Here is a 24,011-nt window from a genome sequence, read left to right as displayed (position 1 = left end):
GCGAAGGAGGGGCATCAGGCGATGACCGCGTCGAGCCAGGGTTGGTGCTGATCCGCGGCGATGTGCTGGCAGAGCAGGGCGCGGTATTCGGCGGGATCGCGCGTGGCGACAAGCTCGCCATCGCGCGGAGAGTAGGCGTCGGCCAGACGCGACAGCCAGAAGCGCAGCGCCGCCGCGCGCAGCATCATCGGCCAGGCGTCGCGCTCCTTGCTGTCGAGCGGGCGAACGGCATGGTAGGCCGCCAGCAGGGCGCCGGTGCGCGCCGGATCGAGCGCGCTATCGCGCGTTGCGTCGCGGCACCAGTCGTTGCTGGCGACGGCGAGGTCGAAGAGCAGGTCGTCGACGCCGGCAAAATAGAAATCGAGCACGCCGCTGAGTTCGTCGCCCGCGAACAGGACGTTGTCGCGAAAGAGGTCGGCGTGAATGATGCCGCGCGGCAGCGCCTGCGATGGCGATGTCGCTTGCGCGCGCAGTTCGCTGGCGAGCAGGGCTGCGTCGCCCGCCGGCAGGCGCGGCAGCAGTTGCTCGGCGGTAGTCTGCCGCCAGAGCGGGCCGCGCGGATGTTCCTGGCGCAGCGGGCATGACTGGCCGGCGAGGTGCAGCGTGGCGAGCAGCCGGCCGATGGCGGCGCATTGCGCTACGGTCGGCGTCTGTGGCGAACGACCGCTGAGGCGGCTGACGATGACCGCCGGTTTGCCGGCAATCTCGCCCAGATAGCTGCCCTCATGCGTGGCGACGGGCGCCGGGCATGGAACGCCGTGGCGCGACAGGTGCGCCATCAGTTCGATGAAAAACGGGAGCTCGTCGCGCTGCAGTTGCTCGAAGACGGTCAGGACGTAGCGGCCGTGCGCGGTATCGAGAAAGAAGTTCGAGTTCTGGACGCCGTCTTCAATACCGTCGAGCGCGTGCAGCGCGCCCAGATCGTACTGGCCGAGCCAGTCGCTGACGTGTGCGCGGGTGAGCGGGGTAAATACCGACATGCCGTGGGGAGGAGGAGTGATCGCCGGCCATGGACGGCGAATCGCTCAGAAGGTGCCGATGATCCACTGCGGCACGCGTACACCGCCATCGAGCGCGTCCATCCGCATGAAGTTGCCGTTGCCCTGGTTGTCGATCAGGTAGTACGGCACGCCGTTGGCGGGCGTTACCTTGAGCATGTATAGCTTGCCGTCGACGCGGTACTCCTCGATGGTGTCGTTCTCGCGCTTTTTGATCGTCACCTGCGGCTCGATGGCAGCGTCGAAGGGGATCATTTCCGGCGGGGGCGGCGGCACAGCGGGCAGCGGCTGGCGCTCGTCGCTCTTCTGGGCGAGAGCGTGGCCGGCGCAGAGCAGCAGCAAAAGCAGGGTGAACGTACGGCGCATGGCGGGCTTCCTCATGGATGGAGCGGCTGGCGGGCAGGCGCAGCCTTGCGGCCGATTCTATTACAGATTGAGCAGCATCTCGCGTTCGTCCGGCAACGGCGCGAAGCCGCGCGCCTCGTAGTGACGGAAGATGGCGTCGACGACGGCGTCGGGTTCGTCGATCACCTGAATGAGATCGAGGTCCTTGGCGTCGATCATGCCTTCGCCGACCAGCCGGTCGCGCAGCCAGTCGATGAGGCCACCCCAGAAGGGGCCGTGTACGAGAATGATCGGAATCTTGCGGCTCTTGCCGGTCTGGATCAGCGTCAGTGCTTCGAGCAGTTCGTCGAGCGTGCCGAAGCCGCCGGGCATGACGACGTAGGCGCTGGCGAACTTGACGAACATGAACTTGCGCGCGAAGAAGTGGCGGAAGCTCTGCGAGATGTCCTGATAGGGGTTGGTGTGCTGCTCGCGCGGCAGCTGGATGTTGAGTCCGACGCTCGGCGATTTGCCGAAGAAGGCGCCCTTGTTGGCCGCTTCCATGATGCCGGGGCCGCCGCCGGAGATGACCGAGAAGCCGGCGTCGGAGAGCTTGCGCGCGATGTTTTCCGTCAGCGCGTAGTACGGCGAATCCGGCGGCGTGCGCGCGCTGCCGAAGATCGATACCGCCGGGCGGATCGCCGACAGCCGCTCAGTGCCTTCGACGAACTCTGCCATAATGCCGAAAATCCGCCAGGATTCCCGTGCCGACAGCGCTTGCGCTGCCTGATCGGCGTCGGCGAGGCGAGGGATTTTTCCCTTTTCGCTCATTGTTGTCCGCTCCCTGTTTTCATTTCCATTCCGATGCCTACCTTGCTGCTGGTCGACGGTTCGTCGTACCTCTACCGTGCCTTCCACGCCCTGCCCGACCTGCGCAATCGCGACGGCGAGCCGACCGGTGCCCTCTACGGTGTGCTCGGCATGCTACGACGGCTGGAAGCCGACCACAAGGCGGCGGACGTCGTCTACAAGGCCTGCATTTTCGACGCCAAGGGCCCGACTTTCCGCGACGAGTGGTATCCCGAGTACAAGGCGCAGCGGCCGCCGATGCCTGAGGATCTGGTGGCGCAGATTGCACCGCTGCACGCGGCGATCAGGGCCTCCGGCTGGCCGCTGCTGATGGAGGTGGGCGTCGAGGCCGACGATGTCATCGGTACGCTGGCGCGGCAGGCGGCGGCCGCCGGCATCGACGTCGTGGTGTCGACCGGCGACAAGGATCTGGCGCAGATCGTCGGCCCGCGCGTGCGTCTGGTGAACACCATGAGCGGCGAGACGCTCGACGAGGCGGGCGTACTCGCCAAGTTCGGCGTACCGCCGGAGCGCATCGTCGACTACCTCGCGCTCGTTGGCGACGCCGTCGACAACGTGCCGGGCGTCGCCAAGTGCGGACCGAAGACGGCGGTGAAGTGGCTGACGCAGTATGGTTCGCTCGATGGCGTGATCGCCGCCGCCGGCGAGATCAAGGGGGTTGTCGGCGACAATCTGCGTGCCGCGCTGGATTTCCTGCCGCTCGGGCGCAAGCTCGTCACCGTGCGCTGCGATCTCGAGCTGCCGCAGGCGGTGCACCAACTCACGCCGACCGCGCCCGACCGCGAGGCGCTGGCGGCGCTCTACGCGCGCTACGGGCTGCGCAGCTGGCTGCGCGAAGTGGACGAAGCCGGTGGCGCGGTGGCCGACGCCACGGCCGCGGCGGCGAGCGGCCCGGCGTCGTCAGCGGAACCGATCGCGGCGTTGAGTCCTGCCGGCGATCTGCCGCTCGCCAACGACGGCGCGCATCGCGTCGGCTACGAAACGCTCCTCGACTGGCCCGCTTTCGAGCGTTGGCTGGCGAAGATCGAGGCCTGCGAACTCGTTGCGCTCGACACCGAGACGACCAGCCTCGATCCCTTCGCCGCGCGGCTGGTCGGCATCTCATTCGCCGTCGCGGTTGGCGAGGCGGCCTACCTGCCGCTGATGCACAGCGGCACCGAAGCGCCGGCGCAGCTGCCGCTCGACGCGGTGCTGGCGCGCCTGAAACCGTGGCTGGAGTCGGCGCAGCACGCCAAGATCGGCCAGCACCTCAAGTACGACCAGCACGTTTTTGCCAACCACGGCATCGCGCTCGCCGGCATCGCGCACGACACGCTGCTGCAGTCCTACGTGCTCGAATCGGGCAAGGACGGCGTGCGCGGGCATGACCTCGGCCAGCTGGCGCGGCGCCATCTCGGGCTGGAGACGATCGCCTACGAGGCGCTGTGCGGAAAGGGCGCCAAGCAGATCGGCTTCGACCAGGTCGCCATCGAACAGGCGGCGCCGTACGCCGCCGAGGACGCCGACCTGTGCCTGCGCCTGCACGCGGTGCTCTACCCGCAGATCGCCGCCGACGTGGGCCTTGCGCGCATCTACGGCGAGATCGAGATGCCGGTGCGCGAGATCCTCTTCCGCATGGAGCGCACTGGCGTGCTGATCGACGCCGGCCAGCTAGCGCAGCAGAGCCACGAACTCGGCACGCGCCTGCTGGCACTGGAGCAGGAAGCCTACGTGCTCGCCGGCCAGCCGTTCAACCTGGCGTCGCCGAAGCAGCTGGCCGAAATCCTGTTCGTGAAGCTCGGCCTGCCGGTGAAGAAGAAGACGCCGGGCGGCACGCCCTCGACCGACGAGGAAGTGCTCTCCGAACTGGCGCTCGACTATCCGCTGCCGAAGCTGCTGCTGGAGACGCGGCAGCTGGCCAAGCTCAAGGGCACTTATACCGACAAGCTGCCGCGCATGATCAACGCTGCCAGCGGGCGGGTGCATACCAGCTTCTCGCAGTCGGCGGCGGTCACCGGGCGGCTGGCATCGAGCGATCCGAACCTGCAGAACATTCCGGTGCGCAGCGCCGAGGGTCGGCGCATCCGCGCCGCCTTCGTCGCGCCGCCGGGCCGCGTGATCGTCTCGGCCGACTATTCGCAGATCGAATTGCGCATCATGGCGCACCTCTCCGGCGACGAACGTCTGCTCGACGCCTTCGCCCACGGCGAGGACGTGCACCGCGCCACCGCCGCCGAAATCTTCGGCGTGACGCCGCTCGAAGTCGGCAGCGACGAACGGCGCGTCGCCAAGGTGATCAACTTCGGCCTGATCTACGGCATGAGCGCCTTTGGTCTGGCGCGTCAGCTCGACCTCGACCGCGGCGCCGCGCAGTCGTACATCGACCGCTACTTCGCGCGCTATCCGGGTGTCGCCCGCTACATGGAGGAGACGCGCATGGCGGCGCGCGAGCGCGGCTACGTCGAGACGGTATTCGGCCGCCGCCTGTGGCTGCCGGAAATCCGCGCCAGCCAGCCGGGCCGCCGCCAGGGCGCCGAACGCGCGGCGATCAACGCGCCGATGCAGGGCACCGCCGCCGACCTGATCAAGCTGGCGATGATCGCGGTGCAGGGCTGGATCGACTCTGTTGCGCTACGTAGCCGGATTGTCCTGCAGGTGCATGATGAACTGGTGCTTGAGGTTCCGGGAGATGAACTGGCACTCGTTCAGGAGCAACTGCCGGGTTTGATGACGCGCGTAGCGGCGCTGAAGGTGCCGCTGGTGGTGGAGGTCGGGATGGGGGGGAGTTGGGGGGAGGCGCACTAGGCGCTCAAGCCGCTCCTTCTCCCATAAGCGCGCTGAAGGCGGTAGCAGCTTCTTCAACCGTGATATCCGAGACGTCACGGCTAGGCTTTTGAAGCACGCGGTGGGGGACCCCCCACGGATGCCACTTCGCTGCATCTGAGTTGCCAAAAAAACAAACCATCGGCAGCCCCAAGCCCGCGCCGACATGCATGGCGCCACCGTCACTGCAGATCATCGCGGTGCAGACCGATAGCCCTCCCACCAGATCGTCGAGTCTATGTGTCGGATAAGGGATGACTGGAAGGTCGCGGGTTGCGTCAACAATCGTCGCGGCCTTTTGGTCGTCTCCTGGATGAAGCGGGTTGTTCTCGTCCCCCGGTGACCAGAAGAGCAGGAATCGGCAGCCGATTTGCCGGTGCAGATTGCGCATCAGCTCACTGAAGCGCTCAGCAGGCCAGCGTTGCGGGATCTTCCGGGCACTAATGTGCACCGCTACCGTCGGCTGATGTGCGTTGATATCCCATCCCGCATCGGCCATCTTCCGGATAGCTGCAAGACGCGCCGAATCCGATGGCTGCAGTCTCAGCCCCGGAGGTGGTCCATCAATACCCAGTGGAGCCAGCAGCCGATAGATATTCTCCACTTCGTGCCGGGGAACCGTCTCGTCTATCGGGGTAGATAGATCGATGATGTCGCTATGCGCTTCCGGCGGCGGCGGGACAAAACCGGCGACGTGTTTTGGTGCTACCCAGCGGGCGAGGCCAAGCGGGCGGGGAAGATAGCCACCGTTAGCGAGGATGACCAAGTCGTAGCGCCGGCGGCGAAGCTGGAGCAGCATTTTGATCCGGCGCAAATGAACACCGATCACCGACTCTCCTCTTTCGCGGTGCTTAGCCTTGGTATAGGAATATACCTCGTTGATGTCTGGATTTTCCTCAAGCACCGGGCGGTTATAGCTGTTTACAAGTGCATCAATGCGCGCACTGGGAAATTTCTCTCGAAGTCCGCGAATCAGCGGCGTCGTGCAGATCAGATCTCCGATATTGTCCCGGCGAATGACGAGTATTTTCTGGAGCGACTCTACCGCTATATGCTGAGTGAAGTTGTCGGTTTCTAAGTTCATTTTCTGATTGTTTGCGAGCTGACGCGGCGCCGCCGTTTGTTACTGGCGAGTCATTAGTTACTAATGTTGCTAATTTTCTTTGGTGTGATCGAGGGTTTTTCCTCTGATTCCGCCTATGCACCAGCCCAAAATCAAGGCGTAAACAATCAAAATTCGCTGAAAAGAGAAATCATCAAACATATTTCGCATAAAGAATGCTGCTACAACGGTAGCCGCACCGATGGCAAGAGGGGATTTGTGTTGGAGAAGAAAGCGGATAAGCTGAATTTGGGCGGCTAAATAAAGCAGGGCTCCCAGTAAGCCCAGCTGCAAGAAGTTGTTCAGGATAATGTTGTGGGCATGGTGCAGGTTTTTTTCCGCCCAGTCGTCCCCTGTTGAAAAATGATTTTCCACATTTTTTCGGCCAAAACCCTGCCCTACAAGGGGTGATTCCATGCCTCGATGGATCCAGTCTTCCCAAGGTTTGATTCGTTCATTCTTTGCAAGGCGTTCTGCTAGGTTGTGTGCTTGCACTTCTGGATTTGATGAGTCTACGGGTTTTTGCTCTGCAACGACTTTCAGGAGGGTGACAGAGAGTGCGATGATGAGCACGACTGTTGTGACTAGTAGTTTTTTGTTAGGGAAGTTCTCTCTGTTAAGCCAGAGGTCAACGCAGCCGAAAAGAGGGAAAACGATCCAAGCGGCTCGTTGATGGGTTAGGAATAAAAGGCCGGCTACTATGGGGTAAAATAAAACGCGCGTGCGACTCGAGAGAAAAGGTACGGAGGCGCCGGCTAGAAAAAAAACATAAGATGAGTAATACCCAACTGTTTCAAACAGAGTGTCGGTGGCGCCATTTTTGAAATAAGAAAAGACGGTTCCCAGAAGGAAGGTTACCCAGGCTCCTAATAAGAGAGTCCGAGACGTGCTTTGGGCTGTCAATTTTTGGGCGGCATAAAAAGACGCCGTCATTGCAAGTAGTGGCGTAAGGATGTCTTCGCGTAGAGCCTCTCCAACGAGTTTAACGGAACTCGCCCATGCGAGAGATGCTACTGCGAAAGAAAAATATAACAGGAATGCGGGAAGTTTTTTTCCAAGGTTGGAAATTTCTCGGCGATTTTCGTTGTTAAGTATTGCGAAAAGTGCGACAACGTAAATTGGGGTGTAAAATAATCCGGGAGATATGCGCATCATGCTAAGTGATATAACCGCTCCCCATGCTGCGGCTAAAAGCATTTTATTCTTTTTTAACTCCAATTTAACCTCCGGTGGCTTTGCTGTCTCAGCATTAAACTCTTCATCTGCTGGCAGGAATCGATCGGTAAATATCAGCCAGGGCCGAGTTTATTTTTTTTGGTGAATACTGGCGGCATCTGTTCTGAGCATTCGACAAAACAGCCGAGAGTTCCCCCTCATGATTCTGCTTCACTAGGTTGAAAGCTCTGGTCAGCCCATTCGCTAATGATTGCGTGCTGCCAACTTCAATGACGATTGCGCAGTCGGAAGAAACAATTTCGGCAAGCCCTCCCCCTTGCGTTGCTACCAGAAGCTTTCCCTGTGACATCGCTTCTAGGGCTAGGATGCTGAATCCTTCGAAGTGTGACGGCATTAATACGATATCACATGCTTTTAGCTCTGCCTGAAATGCCTGATGCTCCAAAAGTCCAAGCACGCGTGCGTTTGCAGAGGGGGAATTATATTCCGATAGTTTCGGACCGCAAATCGTAAATTCTAAGTCGGTTCGCTCTGAAAATTCCGAGATCGCGTGGGTGAATTCTTCAAAGCCTTTGTGTTTTTGCCTTCCGCCTGCGTAGAGAATTTTAATTTTATTTGCGCTGCGCGGGTTGATTTTAAATGGGGATAAAACGCATGGGACTGGATTGTAAATTACCCTGATTGGTGTGTCTGTTTGAGTTTCTTTTTGAAGCTCTTTGCGTATTGCTTCGCTAACGGTCAGTAGCATGTCAGCAGATTTTGGAACAACAAACCTTCCGAATCTTCGGTGATAGTGGCATAAGACTTTAGGCCGCCATGACAATCGTTGCATGAGCGGGTCAACGAGAGATTGGCGATTGTGAATGTGAAGAATGTCGGGGTGTAATTCCTCCACTAACTTTACCAGTGAAGGAAATGTGAAGGCGTTGAGCGACAATATTTTGTTGAATAATCGGTTGCGCCATTGGCTTTCGCAAAACGAGTGGAAGAGCTTGCCGTTTCGGCGGTACGTCGGGGATTCGGACAGGCTGGCGAAAGACAGATCAATGTCCTCTTCCTCCATGAGTGAAAAAGAGTCGATAACTTTTTCAACGCTTCCTGTTACATTCGCTGCGTCGCCCCACCAATGGATTTGTAGTACTTTCATTCGAGCAGTCCAGACTGGCTGTTTTTTAGTAACAATTCAGAGTATATCTCTTCAGTTCTCGCTGCTGATTTCGCCCAGTCAAAGTTCTTTCTTACCGTTTCTGCGGCCGTTGTTCCCATTTCGACGGCTTTGTCGCTTGCCCGCAGTAAATGCGCGAGTTCTTGTGTGGCCTGTTCAATTCCGGTGGTTGTTCCGGAAGGTGCTTCCAGCAATATGCCGCTGACTCCATGCGTTATGGACTCCGGTATTCCTCCGACCTTGGTACTGACAGTCGGGCATCCGCACGCCATTGCTTCCAGCATTGCCATGCCTTGGGGTTCGGAGCGTGAAGGCAGTAATGCCGCGTCGGCACAGCGCAGATAATCGGCAAGTTGCTCGTGCGGAAGTGGGGCAAGATCAAAAAAACGCCGACTTTGCAGCAATCTTTCGCGAAGTGACATGCGCTGGCAATAACTTGGCTCCCGGCTGCTGTCATCAGGCTCGGGACCAATGGCGAAGACGCGTAACTCTGGCAAAGCCGCCGTCAGTCGTTCAGCTACCCCGAGAAAGAAATCGTAGCCTTTGACTTCTTGCTTCCTTCCAAAAAAAATGAGCACCCGCGCAGACTCGGGGATATTCAGTTTTTTTCGCAAGAAACTCCGCGCAGACTGAGAGACAGGGGAAAAGACGTTGCTATCTACTCCGTTACGCACGACATGGATCGCGTCTTCGGGGAAGCCTTTCTCTATTAAGCGGTTTTTGACGAAATCAGATACGGCAAGGTACGCATCAGCGCCGATGCGACGGGGTCGTTGCGTCGTAACGTGGGCGTGAAGGACGACGGGGATTTTTCGACCGTAGCGCTGCATGAACTCAGCGACTGGAAATTCGAGTTGGTGCACGTGCAAAAGATCGGGGCGTGTGCGACGCAACATCGCAGCGAGACGTGCGTGCAGCGGCCAGGGATCGAGTCGCGTCAATTTTTGAAATAGGCGAACATATGTCTTGGATACGTCGATATATTCAAAGTTATCACCTGCCGCGCTCGGCGCCGCCGCCGCCTCGGCGGCACTGATGAAAAGGGGAGAGAAGTGGCCGTAACGACGGCCGAGTTGTTCGGCAACAATAGCTGGCGCAAATCCTCGGCGGTCAGGCACTCGACCATGTGGAACAAAAATGGCTGCTTTAGGCATGGCTACCACGCATGATGTGTTCAGCCCAACGCGTGACGTTTTTTGCGCGTGCGCTCCAGCTAAATTCCCGCGAGAGAATCTCAGCCGCGTTTCCCAGCTGTTTTCGTATTTCAGGGTTTGCTATCAAGACATTGAGTGCGTCTGCAAGTGCGACTGGGTTTTCAGCGGGCACCAGCAGCGCATTTTTGCCGTCGACGAGTACCTCCCGAATTGATGGGTGGTCGGATGCTACGATCGCCTTTCCCATCGCCATGTATTCGAAGAGTTTCAGCGGCGACGTGTAGCGGCTGCCTATGCTCGTGTTACTCAGTGGCAACACGCAGATGTCCGCGTCAGCAATGACCTTAAAGCGTGAGCACGGGGGCACTTCGCCCAGAAATCGGATCCGGTTTTTGCCCGGGGAGGATGCGACATGCTGCTCTAACTCGGCTCGTCGGGTGGCTCCCCCGCCGGCGATATGAATGACGCCCTCAGGTAGTAAAGGTGCTGCATCGAGCAGGGTCTCGACCCCTTTCCAGCGGTGAAGGCTTCCGAGGTACAACACGATTGTCTCTGTCGCGCCGGGGCGAGCTGATTCACTTTGGCGTGAGCCATGTGCGAGTTCCAGGTCCACTGCATCTGCCGCGACGAGGATGGGCGTCTCGACGCCGTATTCTGAGCGGATATCGGCAGCTAGGGCGTGCGTGATCGCGATGAGTCCGGCAACGTGCGTGTAAACGAAGGATTCGCGTCGGCGTAGTGTCGCCAGCTTGCGCGAGGCGCGCCATCCGAGTTTGCCGTGATGTTCGCAAAAGCTTTGTGCAAATAGCTCGTGGGTTTCGAAAAAAATGGGAATTCCGAGTTGCTCGCGAATAAGCGCTTCGGCGAGTTTAAGGTTGCGGACATAAATGGCGTCGACAGCATTTCGGCGCAGCCAAACAAGCGCCTGCCGGTGGAAAGCGCGATTGCTGGAAAATGGGAAGTACCAGCGGCCTCGGTGGTCGGATTGAGGCTGGAAGCGAAGCCGTTCGTGGGGTGTGCGCCCCAGAACCATTTCGGGAGTCGCGCCTTTGGACGGTGTTGGCGTAAGCAGATCGACTTGGCTTCCTTCTACTGCCGCAAGGGCCTCGGCGAATTGCAGAATCTGAAGGCAGGAAGGCAATGTGTCCGGAACCGCCTGCGGGTTTATGTAGGCAATACGCACGGTGTCCCCTAGGCGGAGCGAAGAGTATCGATCAGTCGGGTCGCTGCCATCTGCCACGTATAAGTCGCGACGATGCGCGCCCTCGCATTGGCTCCTAGTTGCTTGCGCAACGCAGCATCGGCACAGAGCTTTGCCATGGCTGCGGCGCAGGCGCCAATATCTCCAATGGGGAAAAGAAGTCCTGATGAGCCCTCGTTACCCACAACCTCTGGAATCCCGCCGTTATAGCTGGCCAACGCGGGTATGCCGCAGGCCATTGCTTCGGCAATGGTGATACCGAACGCCTCATCCGCGAGACTTGGGAAAATCCCCGCGTCAGCACTTGCGTAAAACTGAGGTAAGTCGTGATGAGGAACCGCCGCATGAAAGATGACGCGATCTTCCACCCCGAGTTGGGCTGCACGCGCCTGCAGATCTGCGAGTGCGTCCCCCTTGCCAACCAGTAGAAGCTTTGCCGGGTAGGCGCGCATTTCCGGGTGAGCCAAGGCATTTAGCGCTACAGAGAGTCCTTTCCAGCCCGCCAAGCGCCCGGCAAACGCAAAAAGCACCTCATGTTCACGGACCCCAAGTGAGGTGCGCAGCGTGTCACTACGCTGTCGCGGATGAAACAATTCGACGTCGACGCCATTAAACATTACGTCAGGGTAGCGTTTGTAGTGGCTGGAAATTTGCCACGCATTAAAATGACTACAAGCCAACCAAGCGTCGATACCACCGGCGAGACGGCGATCTCCGGGCATATAATCCGTACCGCCGCTCATGAAAGCGAAGCGGGTTTTGCTCGTGGATGGAAGTAGCTTCGGCCAGAAAAAATCGAAAGGCTTGGTGAGAACCACCCAGTCGTGATTACCGTCTATGACGGCATTCCGCGCTTGCCGCGAAAAACTCCAGCGCTCGGCTAGTTTACGGAAGCGTGTGCCCAGATTGGGGAATCGATCTCGTGGAGTGAAAGAAAACTGATGAACCGCAATATCGCGCCCTCCTACCTCTGGGCAGATATTTCCTCGCCCCCCGTAGATCGTTATGCGATGCCCCTGATCAGACAACGCCCGCGCCAACTCCCAAATCGCGGTTTGAATGCCGCCGTATGAAACAGTACTGGTTACGTCGAGGAAAGCAATATTCACGGTCTTAGCTCTTACGCAGTTTGGTGTACAAATGACTCAGCAGCGGAGAGCCATAAATTGCCAAGCGTTGCCCTAGCCATGCGGCGGAGCGCTCCTTGGTAACGACACGTCCAATGTGGAGTGGGTCGCCTGTGCGCAGATTTGGTTTGTTTTCGGTCGTGTACAGGTAGTTGAAGCCTTGTTTTACAGCGGCGTCAACGTAGTCGGCTTCGTAGTAGCCTTGCGGCCAGCATAAGTGGTCAGACGAATAGCCCAGTCGTCTTTCCAGCGCAGCGCGCGATAGGGCTAGTTCCTGTGAAATGGCCGCAATCCTGTCAGGGCCGGTGGGGAGTTGTAAATCCCAGCGTGTGTGAGTGTGGGTGTGTGAATGAAATTCAAAACTCCCTGTGCTATGCATTAATTCGACCTCCGACCAGCGCAACACCACGCTATCGCCCGTGCCCTCCGCCAGTCGTCTTTTGCACTCCCGGTGGTTAGGGAGTTCGATTGCTCCCCTGCGGACAGGGCCTTCTCCGAGCCACCCCGTCACAACGAACAGCATCGCCTTAAGGCCGAACTCAGTCAATACAGGGTGTGCATGGATGAAATTATCGAGATAGCCATCATCAAAGGTAATGACAAGGCTCCTCTTCGGTACAGCTTCTCCTGCGTAAAACCGTGCGATATCGTCCGCTCCCAAGGCGGTCCATCCTCTGCGCGCGAGCCAGGCCATCTGTTCCCGAAAGCGCTGCGGAGAAACGGTGACAAGACCTGGCGATGGTGACACGTGGTGATACATTAGAATAGGCAATGCTCTCAAGCTGCACCTCCGGCTAACTCACCGTAGAGTTTTTCTGTGGCGTCAAGCATGGCGTCCAGGCTGTAATGCGCAAGAACATGGTTGCGACCGTTGATTCCGAGTTTTTGACCGAGGCTCCTGTCCTCAGCAATGCGCGCCAGAGCTTCGGAGACTTGTGCGGTAGATTCGGGTTCCACGAGCAGTCCCGTCTCGCCGTCGTGAACCAACTCGGGAACTCCGCCCACACGGGTAGCGACGACGGGGATCGAGGCCCCAAGTGCTTGCGTGACGGCCTGCGGCACTCCTTCCGAACGGGATGTCAGCAGGAAGCAGTCGGCGGCGGCGAGAACGTCGGGAACGTCTTGGCGGTGACCCAGAAACAGGACGTGTTCGCCTTGTCCCAGTTCGTGGGCAAGTTCCTTCATGGCATCGAGCATTGGGCCATCACCGGCAAGGATGAGGTGCCCTTCAGGGTGCTCCTGACGAAACTGCTGAAACGCACGAATTGCCAATTCATGTCGCTTGACACCGCGAATGATACCCACCATGACGATGGCGAAATCATCGTCGCTTAGGCCAAGGTGGTGGCGAGCGTCTCTGCGTGAGAGCGTGGGCCGAAAATGCTCGAAATCGATTCCCGTCGGAATGCTGCGCACTTCGTTAGCGGGGAATCCCGCTGCAATAAGCTGCAATCGCATCGCCTCACCGCATGTAACGACGCTATGCGGCAGGTAATGAACAAAGTTAAGAGGTGTCCTCTTGAGAGGCAGATTTAGGTGGCGAGTACGAATGAGGCGTACCCCCGCCCAGCGTGCCGCCATACCTCCTACCCAGCTATCGATTCCGCTATGTGTGTTGACCAAAGACACATTGTCCGCACGAATGAGCTGAACAATACGGTTGATCGAGCCGAAATCGAACTTTCCCCGGAAAGGTACGTGATGGACCACAATGCCGGCAGCCTCTGCTTCAAGGCCCAAACGACATTCGGGGCGGCAGGCGAGAATTTGACGAAATCCTCGCGCATTCATCCCAACCATCTCGGCCAGTATGCGGCGCTCCTGCCCTCCCCACCCATTCGACCATTCGGTATGCAGCACGGCCGTGCCATATTTACGATTCATCGAAACCGTTCCCTCGATTTTTTAGGTGTGAGTGCGCGGGTCATCGATATCTGCCGTGGAGCAAAGAAGAGTGTCGAGTGCGTTCCATACGGAGGCCACGGATATATCGGCCATCGACGCCGCGATATCGACAGTTGTGCCAGTGAGTGGGTGCTCGATCACTGCGCATAACGGGTTATCGAGCGGCGCTAAATATCGTCCGGGATAAGCGCAGTGATACATACTGACCATTGGAATGCCGAGTGCACCTGCGATATGGGTCGGACCCGTGTCGACACCAACATACATATCAAGGCAGGACATCAGTGCGGCACTGTGTCGCAGCGACATTGTTCCAGCGGCAATTGAGACAGCTACAGGGAAGTGCTCGGCGAGGCCCTTGGCGTGGATTCGCGACGCTTCATCGCCTAGTATGACAAAACGGGCGGTCGGGTATTTATCAATAGTCAGCTGAATAAGTTCCGAGAAATGGCTGAGTGGCCAGTTTCTGTGTGACTTTGTCGGAAAACTAAGAGTCTGTAGCCCAATTAATGGATGCGCTGTAGCGATTCCTTGTTCATCTAACCATTTGCGCGCAACTGCTTTTTCTTCTGGCGAAACGATATAGTCGAGTTTCAGATCATTGGCTTGAATATCGAGTGCCGTCGTTAGAAGCAATCGTTCTCGGACGGCGTGGATGGCTCCATGGGGAAGTGCCACTTTTAACAAGCGAGGATTTTCAGTCATTCCCTCACGCCTGAAAGCTGCAACTTTCGTTGATGTTCTTTGCGCATAAGAAATAAGCTCCGGCTCTGCCCCGAAAACGATCGCCAAATCAAATTTTTTGCGTGAAAACCAGCCTCGCCATGGCGCTGATCGCTTTGTGATTGAATCAAGACGATCGATGTAGGCAAGGTTGCTGAGTACCTCCATTCGCTTGGGGTGGGCGAGAACCGTCAGCTGCGCATTTGGATAGCGACTTTTAATTGCTTTAAATACCGGTGTCGTCAATAAAGTGTCGCCAATGCGTGCAACGATAATGACGAGGATTGACTCAATTGTTCCGCGCATTTTTATTAAAATTCCCAATCAGGAATCGCCGTTGCCCAGGGTGTACTGAATCCTGTAAAGGGTTGCATAAGCTCCGTCACGTGCCAGCAGTTCTGCGTGGGTGCCCGATTCGACGACTTTCCCTTTGTTTAGCACGATGATCCGATCGGCGTTTTCAATTGTCGACAGGCGATGCGCGATCACAAGCGTCGTGCGGCTTTGCATGAGGTTGTCCAGTGCATGCTGCACCATGCGCTCCGATTCGGTATCCAGGGCCGATGTCGCCTCATCGAGCACCAGTATGGGGGCGTCTTTAAGCAATGCGCGGGCAATAGCCAAGCGCTGACGCTGCCCACCCGACAGCTTGACTCCCTTTTCGCCAATCATCGTCGAGAAGCCGTCGGGCATTGCCTCAATGAATTCCAGCGCATGCGCGGCCGTCGCTGCCGCGATGATTTCTTCGCGGGATGCATCGCGCATCAATCCGTATGCGATATTTGCAGCGACCGTATCATTGAACAGGACAACGTCTTGGCTGACGAAGGCGATATTTTTGCGTAAATCGCTCAGTCGTATATCCTGAATGGGAATGTTGTCAATGCGTATTGCGCCTGAATTCGCAAGATAAAATCGAGGGAGCAGGTTGGCAATTGTCGTCTTGCCGCCGCCAGATTGTCCAACTAGCGCAATACATTCTCCTGGGCTCACGGAAAAAGAGACGTTTTCGAGAGCGGGATGTTCTGCTGTTGGGTAGCTAAAAGTTACCGAGTCGAATTCGATTAATCCATCGGCACGCTCCAGCAGGCGAGTGCCGCTGTCGGGTTCGCGAGATTGGTCGATCACTTCAAAGACACTTTCGGCGGCGGCCAAGCCCCGCTGGATGGGGGTGTTGACGTCCGTCAGCCGCTTCAGAGGCGCAAGAAGCATCAGCATTGCCGTAATGAAAGAGACGAAATCGCCAACGGTCGTCTGTTCGCTGCTTGCTTGCTTCAGTGCGACGCCCATGATCGTCGCGAGTGCAATGGCGGCGAAGAACTGCACAATTGGCCCTTGTGCGGCCGCAGCAATAGTGCCGCGCATATTGAGTCTTCGCTGCTTCTGAACAACGTCTGCGAAGCGACGTACTTCAAAATCTTGGCCACCAAAAACCTTGACTACTTTGTGGCCCTCAATGGCTTCTTGCAGTACTTCGGTGATTGCGCCTTGTGACTGCTGAATTCCCCTGGAAATCTGGCGCAGACGTCTGCTGAAAACTCGTACTGCCAGTGCGATAAAGGGAACCATGGCGACAGCGACCAAGGTCAATTTCCAGTTCAGGTAAAACAGCCACGCCAACAAGCCGATGACAGAAAGACTGTCCTTGACGAGTGTCGTGATCGCGCCCGTGGCTGCTCCGGCAACCCCTCCCACGTCATAGGCAACTCGTGACATCAGACGTCCGGATGTATTGGCCGTGAAGTAACCGGTGGGCAACTGGACGATACGCTCGAACATGGCTTGCCGGAGATTGGCAACGACATGGTTGGATACCCAGCTCATGGCGTAATCGCCAATGAAGCTAAGAATTGCGCGGGCGACAAAAATGCCGACTATTGCCAATGGATAGAGAAGCCAGTCATTACTTGCCGCATGCTGCGCGAATCCGTTATCGAGAAGCCCCTTCATCATGGCAGGGAAAATCGGTTCGACGACCGAAGACAGTCCCATGCAACCAATGGCGACGACGAAAGCCAACCAGTATGGACGGACATAAGTCAGCAAGCGCAGATAGAGTTGCTTGCTGGAAAGCTGAGTGGGCGAAATGGTGGTCATCGGTTCGGGAGGAGGTGATCGGCGTGCGGCGATGTCGACGCTCAAGACGCCAGAATGGTGCGGCTGGGTACAGGTGATTTAGCCGTTGAGTTCGTGATAGAGCTCCAACAACTGTTGCGCCATCGCAGCCAAAGAAAGTTGTGAGACAGCGGATCGCGCCGCTTCACGCCTGAAAGGTTCGACTGTCGTGCAATGATGCTGCAAGGCGCAGCTAAGTCCTGAGATATCTTCGGCGACAACGACCGATCCCGTGGCGGCTTCACCCACAAACTCCGCCGCCCCGCACGCCGTCGACGTGATGATCGGCAGTCCACAGGCGAGAGCCTCCAGCGCGGCGTTTGGGCAGGGGTCGTAGAGGGTTGGCAAAACAAAGGTGTCGGCGGCGCCGTACCAGGGTTTCACATCTTGTAGCGGCCCGGTGAACAGGGTACGGTCGGCGATTCCCAGTTGGCTCGCCAGCCGCCGCATGGCGTCGAGTTTGCGGTCGGCGCCCACGATGATGAGACGGGCGTTTGCTGCGCCCAGGCGAGCAAAGGCGGCCAGTAGCTGCGGCACGCCCTTTCGCTCAAAGCCGCTGCCGACAAAGAGAAAGACATGGGCGTCATCATCGATTCCGTGCGCGGCGCGTACGGTGTGCCGGTGCCGGGTAGCGAGGTCGGGGTGAAAGGTGTCGAGGTCGACGCCGTTGTAGATGACGTGCAGTTTCTCTTCGGCGACGCTGTAGTAGTGGATGATCTCGTCGCGCACCATGCGTGAGTTGCAGATCACGGCCCGCAGATTCGGGTGTGCGAACATCGCCCGTTCAGCCGCCAGAACGTAGCGGTGGTAGGGGTTGAGCGACAGCCCCAACCGTCCGAGCGGGCCGCGAACGCGACGCAGCCGGTCGAGCCAGGCAGCGTGGACGCCGTCGCCGGCGCGAAAGATCATGCAGCCCGGAATGCGCTCGTGCGCCTGCGTGATATCGAAGCCCCCTTCGGCCATCGCCGTCTGCGCGCATTGGGCAAAGCTGCGGTCGCGGGCGACGCGGCCTTTGGCCGGCGGGTCGCAGATCAGGGTGTGGAAGCCCTCGCGTAACTCGGCCCCCTGCCAGCTACGGGTGATCAGCGACACCTCGGCGCCTTCCTGCGCCAGTGCGCCGAGCGCCCGCTCGACGAAGCGTTCGGCGCCGCCAAAGGGGTTGTAGCGTTGGCGGATGACGGCGATCTTCATACGCCGAGAAGCTCGGTAACGGCAGCGCGTACGCGCGCGACCGGCAGGGCGGCGAGGCAGTCGCTTTCCTTGCTTCCTCCGCACCCATCAATCCCGCAGGGCCGGCAGGGGTGTGTGTCGCTGCTGACGATGCGGTGTCGGCGCGGCGTGGCGCTGCTATCGGGCGCATCGTCCGCCGGCGCCTGCCACGGTCCCCATTCGCGGTCGCCGGAGGGGCCGAAGAGGGCGACGCAGGGCGTTCCCATGGCGGCGGCGATGTGCATCGGCGCCGAATCGACGCCGATGAAAAGTTTGGCGCGGGCGGCCAGTGCGGCGAGTTCCTTGAGCGACAGTTGTCCGGCGAGGCTGATCGCCGGCGATGGCAGCTGCGCCTGAATGGCCTCGATCATCGCGCGCTCGGCGGCATCGGGGGCGGCGGAGAGGACGACGCGTTGCCCGGCGGCGTGCAGCGCGTTGATCAACGCCGCCATTTTTGCGGCCGGCCAGCACTTGAAGTGCCAGCGCGACGCCGGGTGCACGAGGACAAACCCATGGTCGGAGTCGGTCGCCGTCGTCGCAGCGATGCCGTGCGCGGCGAGCAGGGCGGCGACGCGTGCCTCGGCGTCGACGCCGGGGACGAGGCTGACGCGGCGTTCGGCGGGCGACGGGTAGACGCCGATACGGCGCAGCGCGTCGAGATTGCGCTCGACGGTGTGGCGCAGCGCGTTCCGAGGTGCGCCGACGAAGTGCGTGAAGGCCGAACGCCAGAAGCGCCCGCGTCCACGCACCTCGGGGGCGACGGCCCAGCGGGCGCCGGTCAGGCGGGCGAGCCATGCGCCGCGGGGATGTTCGGTGAGGTGGATGACAAGGTCGTAGTGCTGTCCGCGCAGCGTTTGCAGCAGCTGCCATTCCGCCTGCGCCTGCGCCAGCGGGCCGAGTTTTTTCCACTGACGATCGATGGTGTGTACGCGGTCGATGGCCGGATGCAGGGTCAGCATGGCGGCGGTGTCGGCGTAGACCAGAGCGTCGATGGCGATGTGCGGCGCGTGCGCTTTGAGTACCGAAAACACCGGCGCGGCGAGCAGCACGTCGCCGTGATGACGCAGTTTGATAATCAGGGCGCGGCGGACGTCGCCAAGCGGAACGGGATCTTTGACCATGGCTGCGATTTTAGCCGTTCAGCGTGTGCAGTACGGCGTCTTTGCCGGCGAAATCGACGCGCGTTGCGCGGCCGAAGTCGAGCGTGAGCGTGCTCCAGTCGGCGACGGGCAGACCCAGCCAGTGCCCGAGCAGCACGCGGATGACGCCGGCGTGCGTGACGACGGCCAGAGCGCTCCGTCCTTGCGCTGCCGTGCGCGCCTGCCATTCGCTGACACAGGCGATAGCGCGCTGGCGCAGCATGGCGACCGATTCGCCAGTGAAGGTGCTGTTCGATCCCTCGGCCGAGAGGCGCAGGAGCGCCGCGTCGTTCGCGTCGGCGGGGGCGACGTTGGCGCGGGCGGGCGGGACGAAGTGTTCCATATCGGCGGCCCAGGCGTCGATCTGGGACAGCTCGATCGCGTTCCAGGCTTGCCCTTCCCAGGCGCCGAAGCTCTTTTCCAGCAGGCGTTCGTCGGCGTGCGCCGTTGTTCCGAGTTGGCGGGCGAGTGTTCCGGCGAGAAGCTGGCAGCGTTGCGCCGGGCTGCAGATGAGGCTGATACCGCCGGCCGAGTTCGTTTGGGTCGCCTCCGCCATCAGCCTGGGCGCGAGTCGCTCTGCGGCGGCGACGCTCTCGGCTGCATCGGCTGCCACGTCCAGCCGGCCGTAGCAGACCCCCGGCGCGATCAGCGGTCGCGCGTGGCGGATCAGGAAAACTTGCACAGCAATCCGCCGTAAAACGCGACTTCCGACAACTGTTGCACGGCGCCCAGGCAGTCGCCGGTATAGCCGCCGATCTGGCGCTGGTAGAGGCGCGCCAGCCAGAGTGTCGCGATGAGGGCGAAAACGAGGCCCGTCAGCACCGACAGCGGCGGCAGAAAGGCCAGCGCCGGCAGGACGAAGAGCGCGCCGACGACGAGTTCGCCGGGCGTCAGTTTGCTGACCACGGCTTTCGCCTTGCCTTCTTCGCGCGCGTATTCCTGCACCGCCATGAGCAGCGTCGTGCAAAAGCGCGACAAGGCATGGCCGGCGATCAGCGCGGCCGGGATCAGCGCGGCGCCGAGTTCGAGCAGCGCGCAGAACTTGAAGAGCAGGATCAGGCACAGTGCCGTCGCGCCGAAGCTGCCGATGCGCGAATCGCGCATGATGGCGAGGATCTTGTCCTTGCTCCAGCCGCCGCCGAAGCCGTCAACGGTGTCGCTCCAGCCGTCCTCGTGGATGGCGCCGGTGAAGTAGACGGTGGCGGCCATCGACAGCAGCACGGCGAGCGTCAGCGGCCAGACGAAATGCGCCGCCGCAAAGACCGCTGCGCCGATGGCGCCGACGATCAGGCCGGCGGCCGAAAAATAGCGTGCCGAATGCGACAGGGCTGGCGCGTTCTGGCCGACCCAGGCTGGCGCCGGCAAGCGCGTGAAGAAGTACAGCGCGGCACAGAAATAGACGCCCTCGCGCCGCAGCCAGTGCCGGGCTGGCGGCGTTTGTGGCGCGCTGGCGTGTTCTTCGCCGGTGTCGTGCCGGCCCGGCTGCTCGCTCACCCGCGCGCTTCTTTTTCGCTGATGCCGGCCGATTCGAAGCTCGCCATCTCGTTGAGGAAGGCGGCCGCCGATTGCACCAGCGGCCACGCCAGCGCGGCACCGGTGCCTTCGCCGAGGCGCAGACCGAGGTCGATCAGCGGTTCGGCGGCGAGCGCCTTCAGCTGCGCCCGCGCGCCCGGTTCTGCCGAGTGGTGGCAGAACACGCAGTAGTCGCGCACGGCCGGTGCGATGCGCTCGGCGACGAGCAGGGCGGCGGTGACGATGAAGCCGTCGATGAGCAGCAGGCCACCGCGTTGCGCGGCACCGATCATGGCGCCGGCGATCATGGCGATCTCGAAGCCGCCGAATTCGGCGAGGACGTCGAGGGCCGCCGCGTCGGCGGGCAGTGCGGCGCGCGTTGCTGCCCGTTGCAGCAGCGCCCGCTTGTGTTCCAGACCGCGGTCGTCGAGACCGGCGCCACGGCCGATGCAGTCGATCAGCGGCGTGCCTGTCAGCTGGCTGGTGATCAGCGCGGCGGCGGCGGTGTTGCCGATGCCCATTTCGCCGAAAGCAAAGACGCGTGCGCCGCTGTCGGCAACGCGGTGGGCGATCTCGCGCCCTTTTTGCAGCGCAGCGTCGCGCTCGGCGGCGCTCATGGCCGGTTCGTCGAGGTAATTGCGCGTTCCCGTCGGGCTGATCTTGGCGTTGATCAGGGTGTCGCGTTCGCCGAAATCGTGCGCGACGCCAGCATCGATGACGTGCAGGCGGATCTTGTTCTGCCGGGCAAAGACGTTGATGGCGGCGCCGCCAGCGAGGTAATTCTCGACCATCTGCCAGGTGACGTCTTGCGGGAAGGGCGAAACGCCGGCCTTCGCCGCGCCGTGGTCGGCGGCGAAAACGAGCATTTGCGCTTCGCCGAGTTCGGGCGACAGGGTCTTCTGGATGCGGCCGACCTGCAGTGCCAGCTTTTCCAGCAGGCCAAGGGCGCCGAGCGGCTTCGTCTTGCGGTCGATCTTGTGTTGCAGGGCGGCGACGAGCGAGTCGTCAATGCTGGAAACGGTGAAGGGCATGGCAAACCTTGGAAGGACGAAAAAAAGTCAGAGGGTCAGAGAAGGTCAGAGAGGTTCAGTGAGCGGGCTGACGGGCCGCCATCGCGGCGGGGCGCTCGCGCTTTCCCGCGCGGCCGGACGCGCCGGAAATAGCCGGTGGGCGTCAGGGAGCGGCGATTATACGCGGCGGACGGCGTGCTAAGCTTTGCGCCATGAAAGAGCTGATCATCGGCGGCGCCCGTTCGGGCAAAAGCCGCCTCGCCGAGCGGCGGGCGCTGGAATGCGACCTGCCAGTGACGTACATCGCCACGGCGCGGGCGAGCGACGACGAAATGGCGCGCCGCATCGCCATCCATCAGGAGCGCCGCCCGGCGACCTGGGGGCTGGTCGAGGCGCCACTCGATCTGGCGGGTACGCTGCGCCGCGAGGCTGCGCCGGGCAAATGCCTGCTGGTCGACTGCCTGACCCTGTGGCTCGCCAACGAGCTTTTTGCCAGCGATGCCGCGCGGCAGGCCGAGGCGGGCGAAGCGGTCGATTGCCCGCGTTTCTTCGGCGCCATTGACGCGCTGATCGAGACGCTGCCGACCTTGCCCGGTCGCATTGTCATCGTCTCCAACGAAGTCGGCTGGGGCATCGTGCCGATGGCCGCCGTCTCGCGCGTTTTCGCCGATGAGCAGGGGCGCCTGAACCAGCGCGTCGCCACCGTCTGCGAACACGTCACACTGGTGGCAGCTGGCTTGCCGCTTTCACTCAAGTAGCCCTGAGGTAGCGCGCTCGCCGCGCTTTATCCCGGGTTTCGTTGCGTTTTTTCACGGATCGCTTCAAGCGCCTGTCGCGTCCGTCGCACCCGCTAAGCCCGCCACGCCCGCCGTCTCCGTGCGCGCCGCGAAACGCGCCAGCGCGGCGGCGAGTTTCTTGCCGTCGAGCGCGGCATTGACGGCGTCGGCCAACCGGTCAAGATCGGCTTCTCGTCGCGCCTGCGGGTCGAAGGCAGCCGTCGGCATGGCGCCGGCCCAGTGCAGCAAGGCGGCGAGGGCGGCTGGCTCATCGAAAAGGCCGTGGCAATAGGTGCCGAGAATGCGGCCGCCGGCGGAAATCGCGCCGTCGCGGCGGGCGGTGTGGCTTGTTGCTCCCGCCGCCGCCTCCGCGTCTTGCCGCCCGCTGCCAGTGCTCGCACTGTGCTCCACGCCCGGTGCCTCGTCTTCCAGCCACGCCGCCGGCCGTTGCAGCGCGGCGCCGCGCGTCTCGCCATGGTGAATCTCGTAGCCGGAGAGCGCCGGGCTACCGGGCAGCGCCAGCTGGCCGCGCACGCGGCGCAGAGTTTTTTCCGGTGCCAGCGTTGTCGTGAGGTCGAGCAGGCCGAGTCCGCCGACGCTGCCCGGCGTGCCTTCGAGGCCGAGCGGGTCGTCGAGCTGCGTGCCGAGCATCTGCAGGCCGCCGCAGATGCCGATCAGCTTGCCGCCGTAGCGCAGGTGGCGGGCGATCGCCGCGTCCCAGCCGCGTTCGCGCAGCCAGGCGAGGTCGGCCTGCACAGATTTCGATCCGGGCAGGATGATCAGGTCGCAGGCATCGGTGGCGTCTGGTGGCGGCTCCTGCGGGCCGACGAAGCGGAAATCGACGTCAGGGTGAAAGCGCAGCGGGTCGAAATCGGTGTGGTTCGAGATGCGCGGCAGCGCCGGCACGGCGACGCGCAGGCGGCGCTTGCCGCTGCCAGTGGTTGGCGCGCGCGGCAGCGCGTCCTCGGCGTCGAGGTAGAGGTCCATCAGGTAGGGCAGCACGGCGAGAACCGGCTTGCCGGTGCGTTGTTCGAGCCAGTCGAGCCCCGACTGCAGCAGGCCGATATCGCCGCGGAAGCGGTTGATGACGAAGCCGACGACGCGCGCGCGCTCACTCTCCGAGAGCAGTTCGAGCGTACCGACGATATGCGCGAAAACGCCGCCGCGGTCGATGTCGGCGATCAGGATCACCGGGCAGTCGACGGCTTCGGCGAAACCCATGTTGGCGATGTCGCGGTCGCGCAGGTTGATCTCGGCCGGGCTGCCGGCGCCTTCGACGACGACCGTCTGGTACTGCGCCTGCAGCCGCCGCCACGATTCGAGCACGGCGCCGAGCGCGCGCGGCTTGTAGGCGTGGTAATCGCGGGCGTCGAGGTCGGTCAGCGCGCGGCCATGCACGATCACCTGCGCGCGCCGGTCGGAGGAGGGCTTGAGCAGCACCGGGTTGAAATCGCTGTGCGGAGGCAGGCCGGCGGCCTGTGCCTGCAGCGCCTGCGCGCGGCCGATCTCGCCGCCATCGACCGTCACCGCCGAGTTGAGCGCCATGTTCTGCGGCTTGAACGGCGCCACGCGCACACCCGCGCGATGCAGGATGCGGCACAGCGCGGCGACCAGCGTGCTCTTGCCGGCGTCGGAGGTGCAGCCCTGCACCATCAGTGCGCGCAGGGGCGCGCCGGCGGCGAGCAGAGGGGCCAGCGAGGCGG

General features: G+C 61.2%; 21 protein-coding genes. 2 read left to right on the top strand and 19 right to left on the bottom strand.

Annotated features, from left to right (window positions below; all coding sequences use genetic code 11):
• Positions 1–14: 14 nt before the first annotated feature.
• Genes GHK24_RS12395 through GHK24_RS12385 form a run of 3 tightly spaced genes read right to left on the bottom strand, consistent with a single transcriptional unit; the run spans position 15 to position 2,153 of the window.
• Positions 15–980: a homoserine kinase gene (locus GHK24_RS12395; protein WP_153473196.1), complete on the bottom strand. Its 966-nt coding sequence runs from the start codon at positions 978–980 to the stop codon at positions 15–17.
• A 45-nt stretch (positions 981–1,025) separates the two neighbouring features.
• Positions 1,026–1,364, bottom strand: coding sequence for a DUF2782 domain-containing protein (locus tag GHK24_RS12390; protein WP_153473195.1), 339 nt, complete (start codon positions 1,362–1,364; stop codon positions 1,026–1,028).
• Between the two features lie 60 nt (positions 1,365–1,424).
• Entirely contained in the window at positions 1,425–2,153 is a 729-nt protein-coding gene (locus GHK24_RS12385; RefSeq protein WP_153473194.1) for an LOG family protein, read from the bottom strand.
• Positions 2,154–2,186: 33 nt separating this feature from the next.
• Here GHK24_RS12385 and polA point away from each other — a divergent pair, with 33 nt between their 5' ends.
• Positions 2,187–4,976 (top strand): DNA polymerase I, encoded by a 2,790-nt coding sequence (gene polA / locus GHK24_RS12380; protein ID WP_153473193.1) that lies wholly within the window; start codon positions 2,187–2,189, stop codon positions 4,974–4,976.
• A 4-nt stretch (positions 4,977–4,980) separates the two neighbouring features.
• Here polA and GHK24_RS12375 read toward each other — a convergent pair whose 3' ends face one another.
• The 15 genes from GHK24_RS12375 to cobT all read right to left on the bottom strand — a co-directional run bounded on the left by GHK24_RS12375 (position 4,981) and on the right by cobT (position 21,553).
• Positions 4,981–6,078, bottom strand: a complete 1,098-nt coding sequence (locus tag GHK24_RS12375; RefSeq protein ID WP_153473192.1) for a glycosyltransferase family 9 protein — start codon at positions 6,076–6,078, stop codon at positions 4,981–4,983.
• Positions 6,079–6,147: 69 nt separating this feature from the next.
• Positions 6,148–7,314 carry an O-antigen ligase family protein gene (locus tag GHK24_RS12370; RefSeq protein ID WP_153473191.1) on the bottom strand — a complete coding sequence of 389 codons (1,167 nt, stop codon included), beginning with the start codon at positions 7,312–7,314 and terminating at the stop codon, positions 6,148–6,150.
• 40 nt (positions 7,315–7,354) lie between these two features.
• Entirely contained in the window at positions 7,355–8,419 is a 1,065-nt protein-coding gene (locus GHK24_RS12365) for a glycosyltransferase family 4 protein (RefSeq protein WP_153473190.1), read from the bottom strand.
• Entirely contained in the window at positions 8,416–9,591 is a 1,176-nt protein-coding gene (locus GHK24_RS12360) for a glycosyltransferase family 4 protein (protein ID WP_153473189.1), read from the bottom strand. The genes GHK24_RS12365 and GHK24_RS12360 overlap by 4 nt, the downstream gene beginning before the upstream one ends.
• Positions 9,584–10,774: a glycosyltransferase gene (locus tag GHK24_RS12355; protein ID WP_153473188.1), complete on the bottom strand. Its 1,191-nt coding sequence runs from the start codon at positions 10,772–10,774 to the stop codon at positions 9,584–9,586. Before GHK24_RS12355 ends, GHK24_RS12360 begins: the two co-directional genes overlap by 8 nt.
• 8 nt (positions 10,775–10,782) lie before the next feature.
• Positions 10,783–11,901, bottom strand: coding sequence for a glycosyltransferase family 4 protein (locus GHK24_RS13925; RefSeq protein WP_340666184.1), 1,119 nt, complete (start codon positions 11,899–11,901; stop codon positions 10,783–10,785).
• Positions 11,902–11,905: 4 nt separating this feature from the next.
• Positions 11,906–12,613, bottom strand: coding sequence for a polysaccharide deacetylase family protein (locus GHK24_RS12345; protein WP_228384689.1), 708 nt, complete (start codon positions 12,611–12,613; stop codon positions 11,906–11,908).
• Positions 12,614–12,696: 83 nt separating this feature from the next.
• The gene (locus tag GHK24_RS12340) at positions 12,697–13,803 is read right to left on the bottom strand and encodes a glycosyltransferase (RefSeq protein ID WP_153473187.1); all 1,107 of its coding nucleotides are present in this window, start codon (positions 13,801–13,803) and stop codon (positions 12,697–12,699) included.
• Positions 13,804–13,824: 21 nt separating this feature from the next.
• A complete protein-coding gene (locus tag GHK24_RS12335) occupies positions 13,825–14,871 on the bottom strand; it encodes a glycosyltransferase family 9 protein (RefSeq protein ID WP_153473186.1) in 1,047 nt (348 codons plus the stop codon).
• Positions 14,872–16,644, bottom strand: a complete 1,773-nt coding sequence (gene msbA / locus GHK24_RS12330) for a lipid A export permease/ATP-binding protein MsbA (protein WP_153473185.1) — start codon at positions 16,642–16,644, stop codon at positions 14,872–14,874.
• A gap of 78 nt (positions 16,645–16,722) precedes the next feature.
• Positions 16,723–17,853, bottom strand: a complete 1,131-nt coding sequence (locus GHK24_RS12325; RefSeq protein WP_153473184.1) for a glycosyltransferase family 4 protein — start codon at positions 17,851–17,853, stop codon at positions 16,723–16,725.
• The gene (gene rfaQ, locus GHK24_RS12320; RefSeq protein ID WP_153473183.1) at positions 17,850–18,992 is read right to left on the bottom strand and encodes a putative lipopolysaccharide heptosyltransferase III; all 1,143 of its coding nucleotides are present in this window, start codon (positions 18,990–18,992) and stop codon (positions 17,850–17,852) included. The genes GHK24_RS12325 and rfaQ overlap by 4 nt, the downstream gene beginning before the upstream one ends.
• A 10-nt stretch (positions 18,993–19,002) precedes the next feature.
• Positions 19,003–19,692 carry a histidine phosphatase family protein gene (locus GHK24_RS12315; protein ID WP_194286424.1) on the bottom strand — a complete coding sequence of 230 codons (690 nt, stop codon included), beginning with the start codon at positions 19,690–19,692 and terminating at the stop codon, positions 19,003–19,005.
• The gene (locus GHK24_RS12310) at positions 19,677–20,504 is read right to left on the bottom strand and encodes an adenosylcobinamide-GDP ribazoletransferase (protein WP_340642801.1); all 828 of its coding nucleotides are present in this window, start codon (positions 20,502–20,504) and stop codon (positions 19,677–19,679) included. The genes GHK24_RS12315 and GHK24_RS12310 overlap by 16 nt, the downstream gene beginning before the upstream one ends.
• Positions 20,501–21,553 carry a nicotinate-nucleotide--dimethylbenzimidazole phosphoribosyltransferase gene (gene cobT, locus GHK24_RS12305; protein ID WP_153473181.1) on the bottom strand — a complete coding sequence of 351 codons (1,053 nt, stop codon included), beginning with the start codon at positions 21,551–21,553 and terminating at the stop codon, positions 20,501–20,503. The genes GHK24_RS12310 and cobT overlap by 4 nt, the downstream gene beginning before the upstream one ends.
• A gap of 191 nt (positions 21,554–21,744) precedes the next feature.
• On the opposite strand from cobT, the gene cobU reads away from it, so the two are divergent.
• Positions 21,745–22,290 (top strand): bifunctional adenosylcobinamide kinase/adenosylcobinamide-phosphate guanylyltransferase, encoded by a 546-nt coding sequence (gene cobU, locus GHK24_RS12300; RefSeq protein ID WP_153473180.1) that lies wholly within the window; start codon positions 21,745–21,747, stop codon positions 22,288–22,290.
• Positions 22,291–22,353: 63 nt separating this feature from the next.
• Here the strand turns inward: cobU and GHK24_RS12295 are convergent, their stop codons facing one another.
• A complete protein-coding gene (locus tag GHK24_RS12295; protein WP_228384690.1) occupies positions 22,354–23,961 on the bottom strand; it encodes a cobyric acid synthase in 1,608 nt (535 codons plus the stop codon).
• Between the last annotated feature and the right edge of the window lie 50 nt (positions 23,962–24,011).

The sequence above is a fragment of the Rhodocyclus gracilis genome (assembly GCF_009617575.1).
Taxonomy (GTDB): Bacteria; Pseudomonadota; Gammaproteobacteria; order Burkholderiales; family Rhodocyclaceae; genus Rhodocyclus; species Rhodocyclus gracilis.
The sequence above is the reverse complement of the archived record's forward strand: the minus strand, read 5'-3'. Positions and strand labels throughout refer to the sequence as shown.

Excerpts from the sequence above, each read along its gene's own strand:
- GHK24_RS12395 (WP_153473196.1), bottom strand. The coding sequence starts at position 980 with ATGTCGGTATTTACCCCGCTCACCCGCGCACACGTCAGCGACTGGCTC.
- GHK24_RS12390 (WP_153473195.1), bottom strand. The coding sequence starts at position 1,364 with ATGCGCCGTACGTTCACCCTGCTTTTGCTGCTGCTCTGCGCCGGCCAC.
- GHK24_RS12385 (WP_153473194.1), bottom strand. The coding sequence starts at position 2,153 with ATGAGCGAAAAGGGAAAAATCCCTCGCCTCGCCGACGCCGATCAGGCA.
- polA (WP_153473193.1), top strand. The coding sequence starts at position 2,187 with ATGCCTACCTTGCTGCTGGTCGACGGTTCGTCGTACCTCTACCGTGCC.
- GHK24_RS12375 (WP_153473192.1), bottom strand. The coding sequence starts at position 6,078 with ATGAACTTAGAAACCGACAACTTCACTCAGCATATAGCGGTAGAGTCG.
- GHK24_RS12365 (WP_153473190.1), bottom strand. The coding sequence starts at position 8,419 with ATGAAAGTACTACAAATCCATTGGTGGGGCGACGCAGCGAATGTAACA.
- GHK24_RS12360 (WP_153473189.1), bottom strand. The coding sequence starts at position 9,591 with ATGCCTAAAGCAGCCATTTTTGTTCCACATGGTCGAGTGCCTGACCGC.
- GHK24_RS12345 (WP_228384689.1), bottom strand. The coding sequence starts at position 12,613 with ATGGCCTGGCTCGCGCGCAGAGGATGGACCGCCTTGGGAGCGGACGAT.
- GHK24_RS12340 (WP_153473187.1), bottom strand. The coding sequence starts at position 13,803 with ATGAATCGTAAATATGGCACGGCCGTGCTGCATACCGAATGGTCGAAT.
- msbA (WP_153473185.1), bottom strand. The coding sequence starts at position 16,644 with ATGACCACCATTTCGCCCACTCAGCTTTCCAGCAAGCAACTCTATCTG.
- GHK24_RS12325 (WP_153473184.1), bottom strand. The coding sequence starts at position 17,853 with ATGAAGATCGCCGTCATCCGCCAACGCTACAACCCCTTTGGCGGCGCC.
- rfaQ (WP_153473183.1), bottom strand. The coding sequence starts at position 18,992 with ATGGTCAAAGATCCCGTTCCGCTTGGCGACGTCCGCCGCGCCCTGATT.
- cobT (WP_153473181.1), bottom strand. The coding sequence starts at position 21,553 with ATGCCCTTCACCGTTTCCAGCATTGACGACTCGCTCGTCGCCGCCCTG.
- cobU (WP_153473180.1), top strand. The coding sequence starts at position 21,745 with ATGAAAGAGCTGATCATCGGCGGCGCCCGTTCGGGCAAAAGCCGCCTC.
- GHK24_RS12295 (WP_228384690.1), bottom strand. The coding sequence starts at position 23,961 with ATGGTGCAGGGCTGCACCTCCGACGCCGGCAAGAGCACGCTGGTCGCC.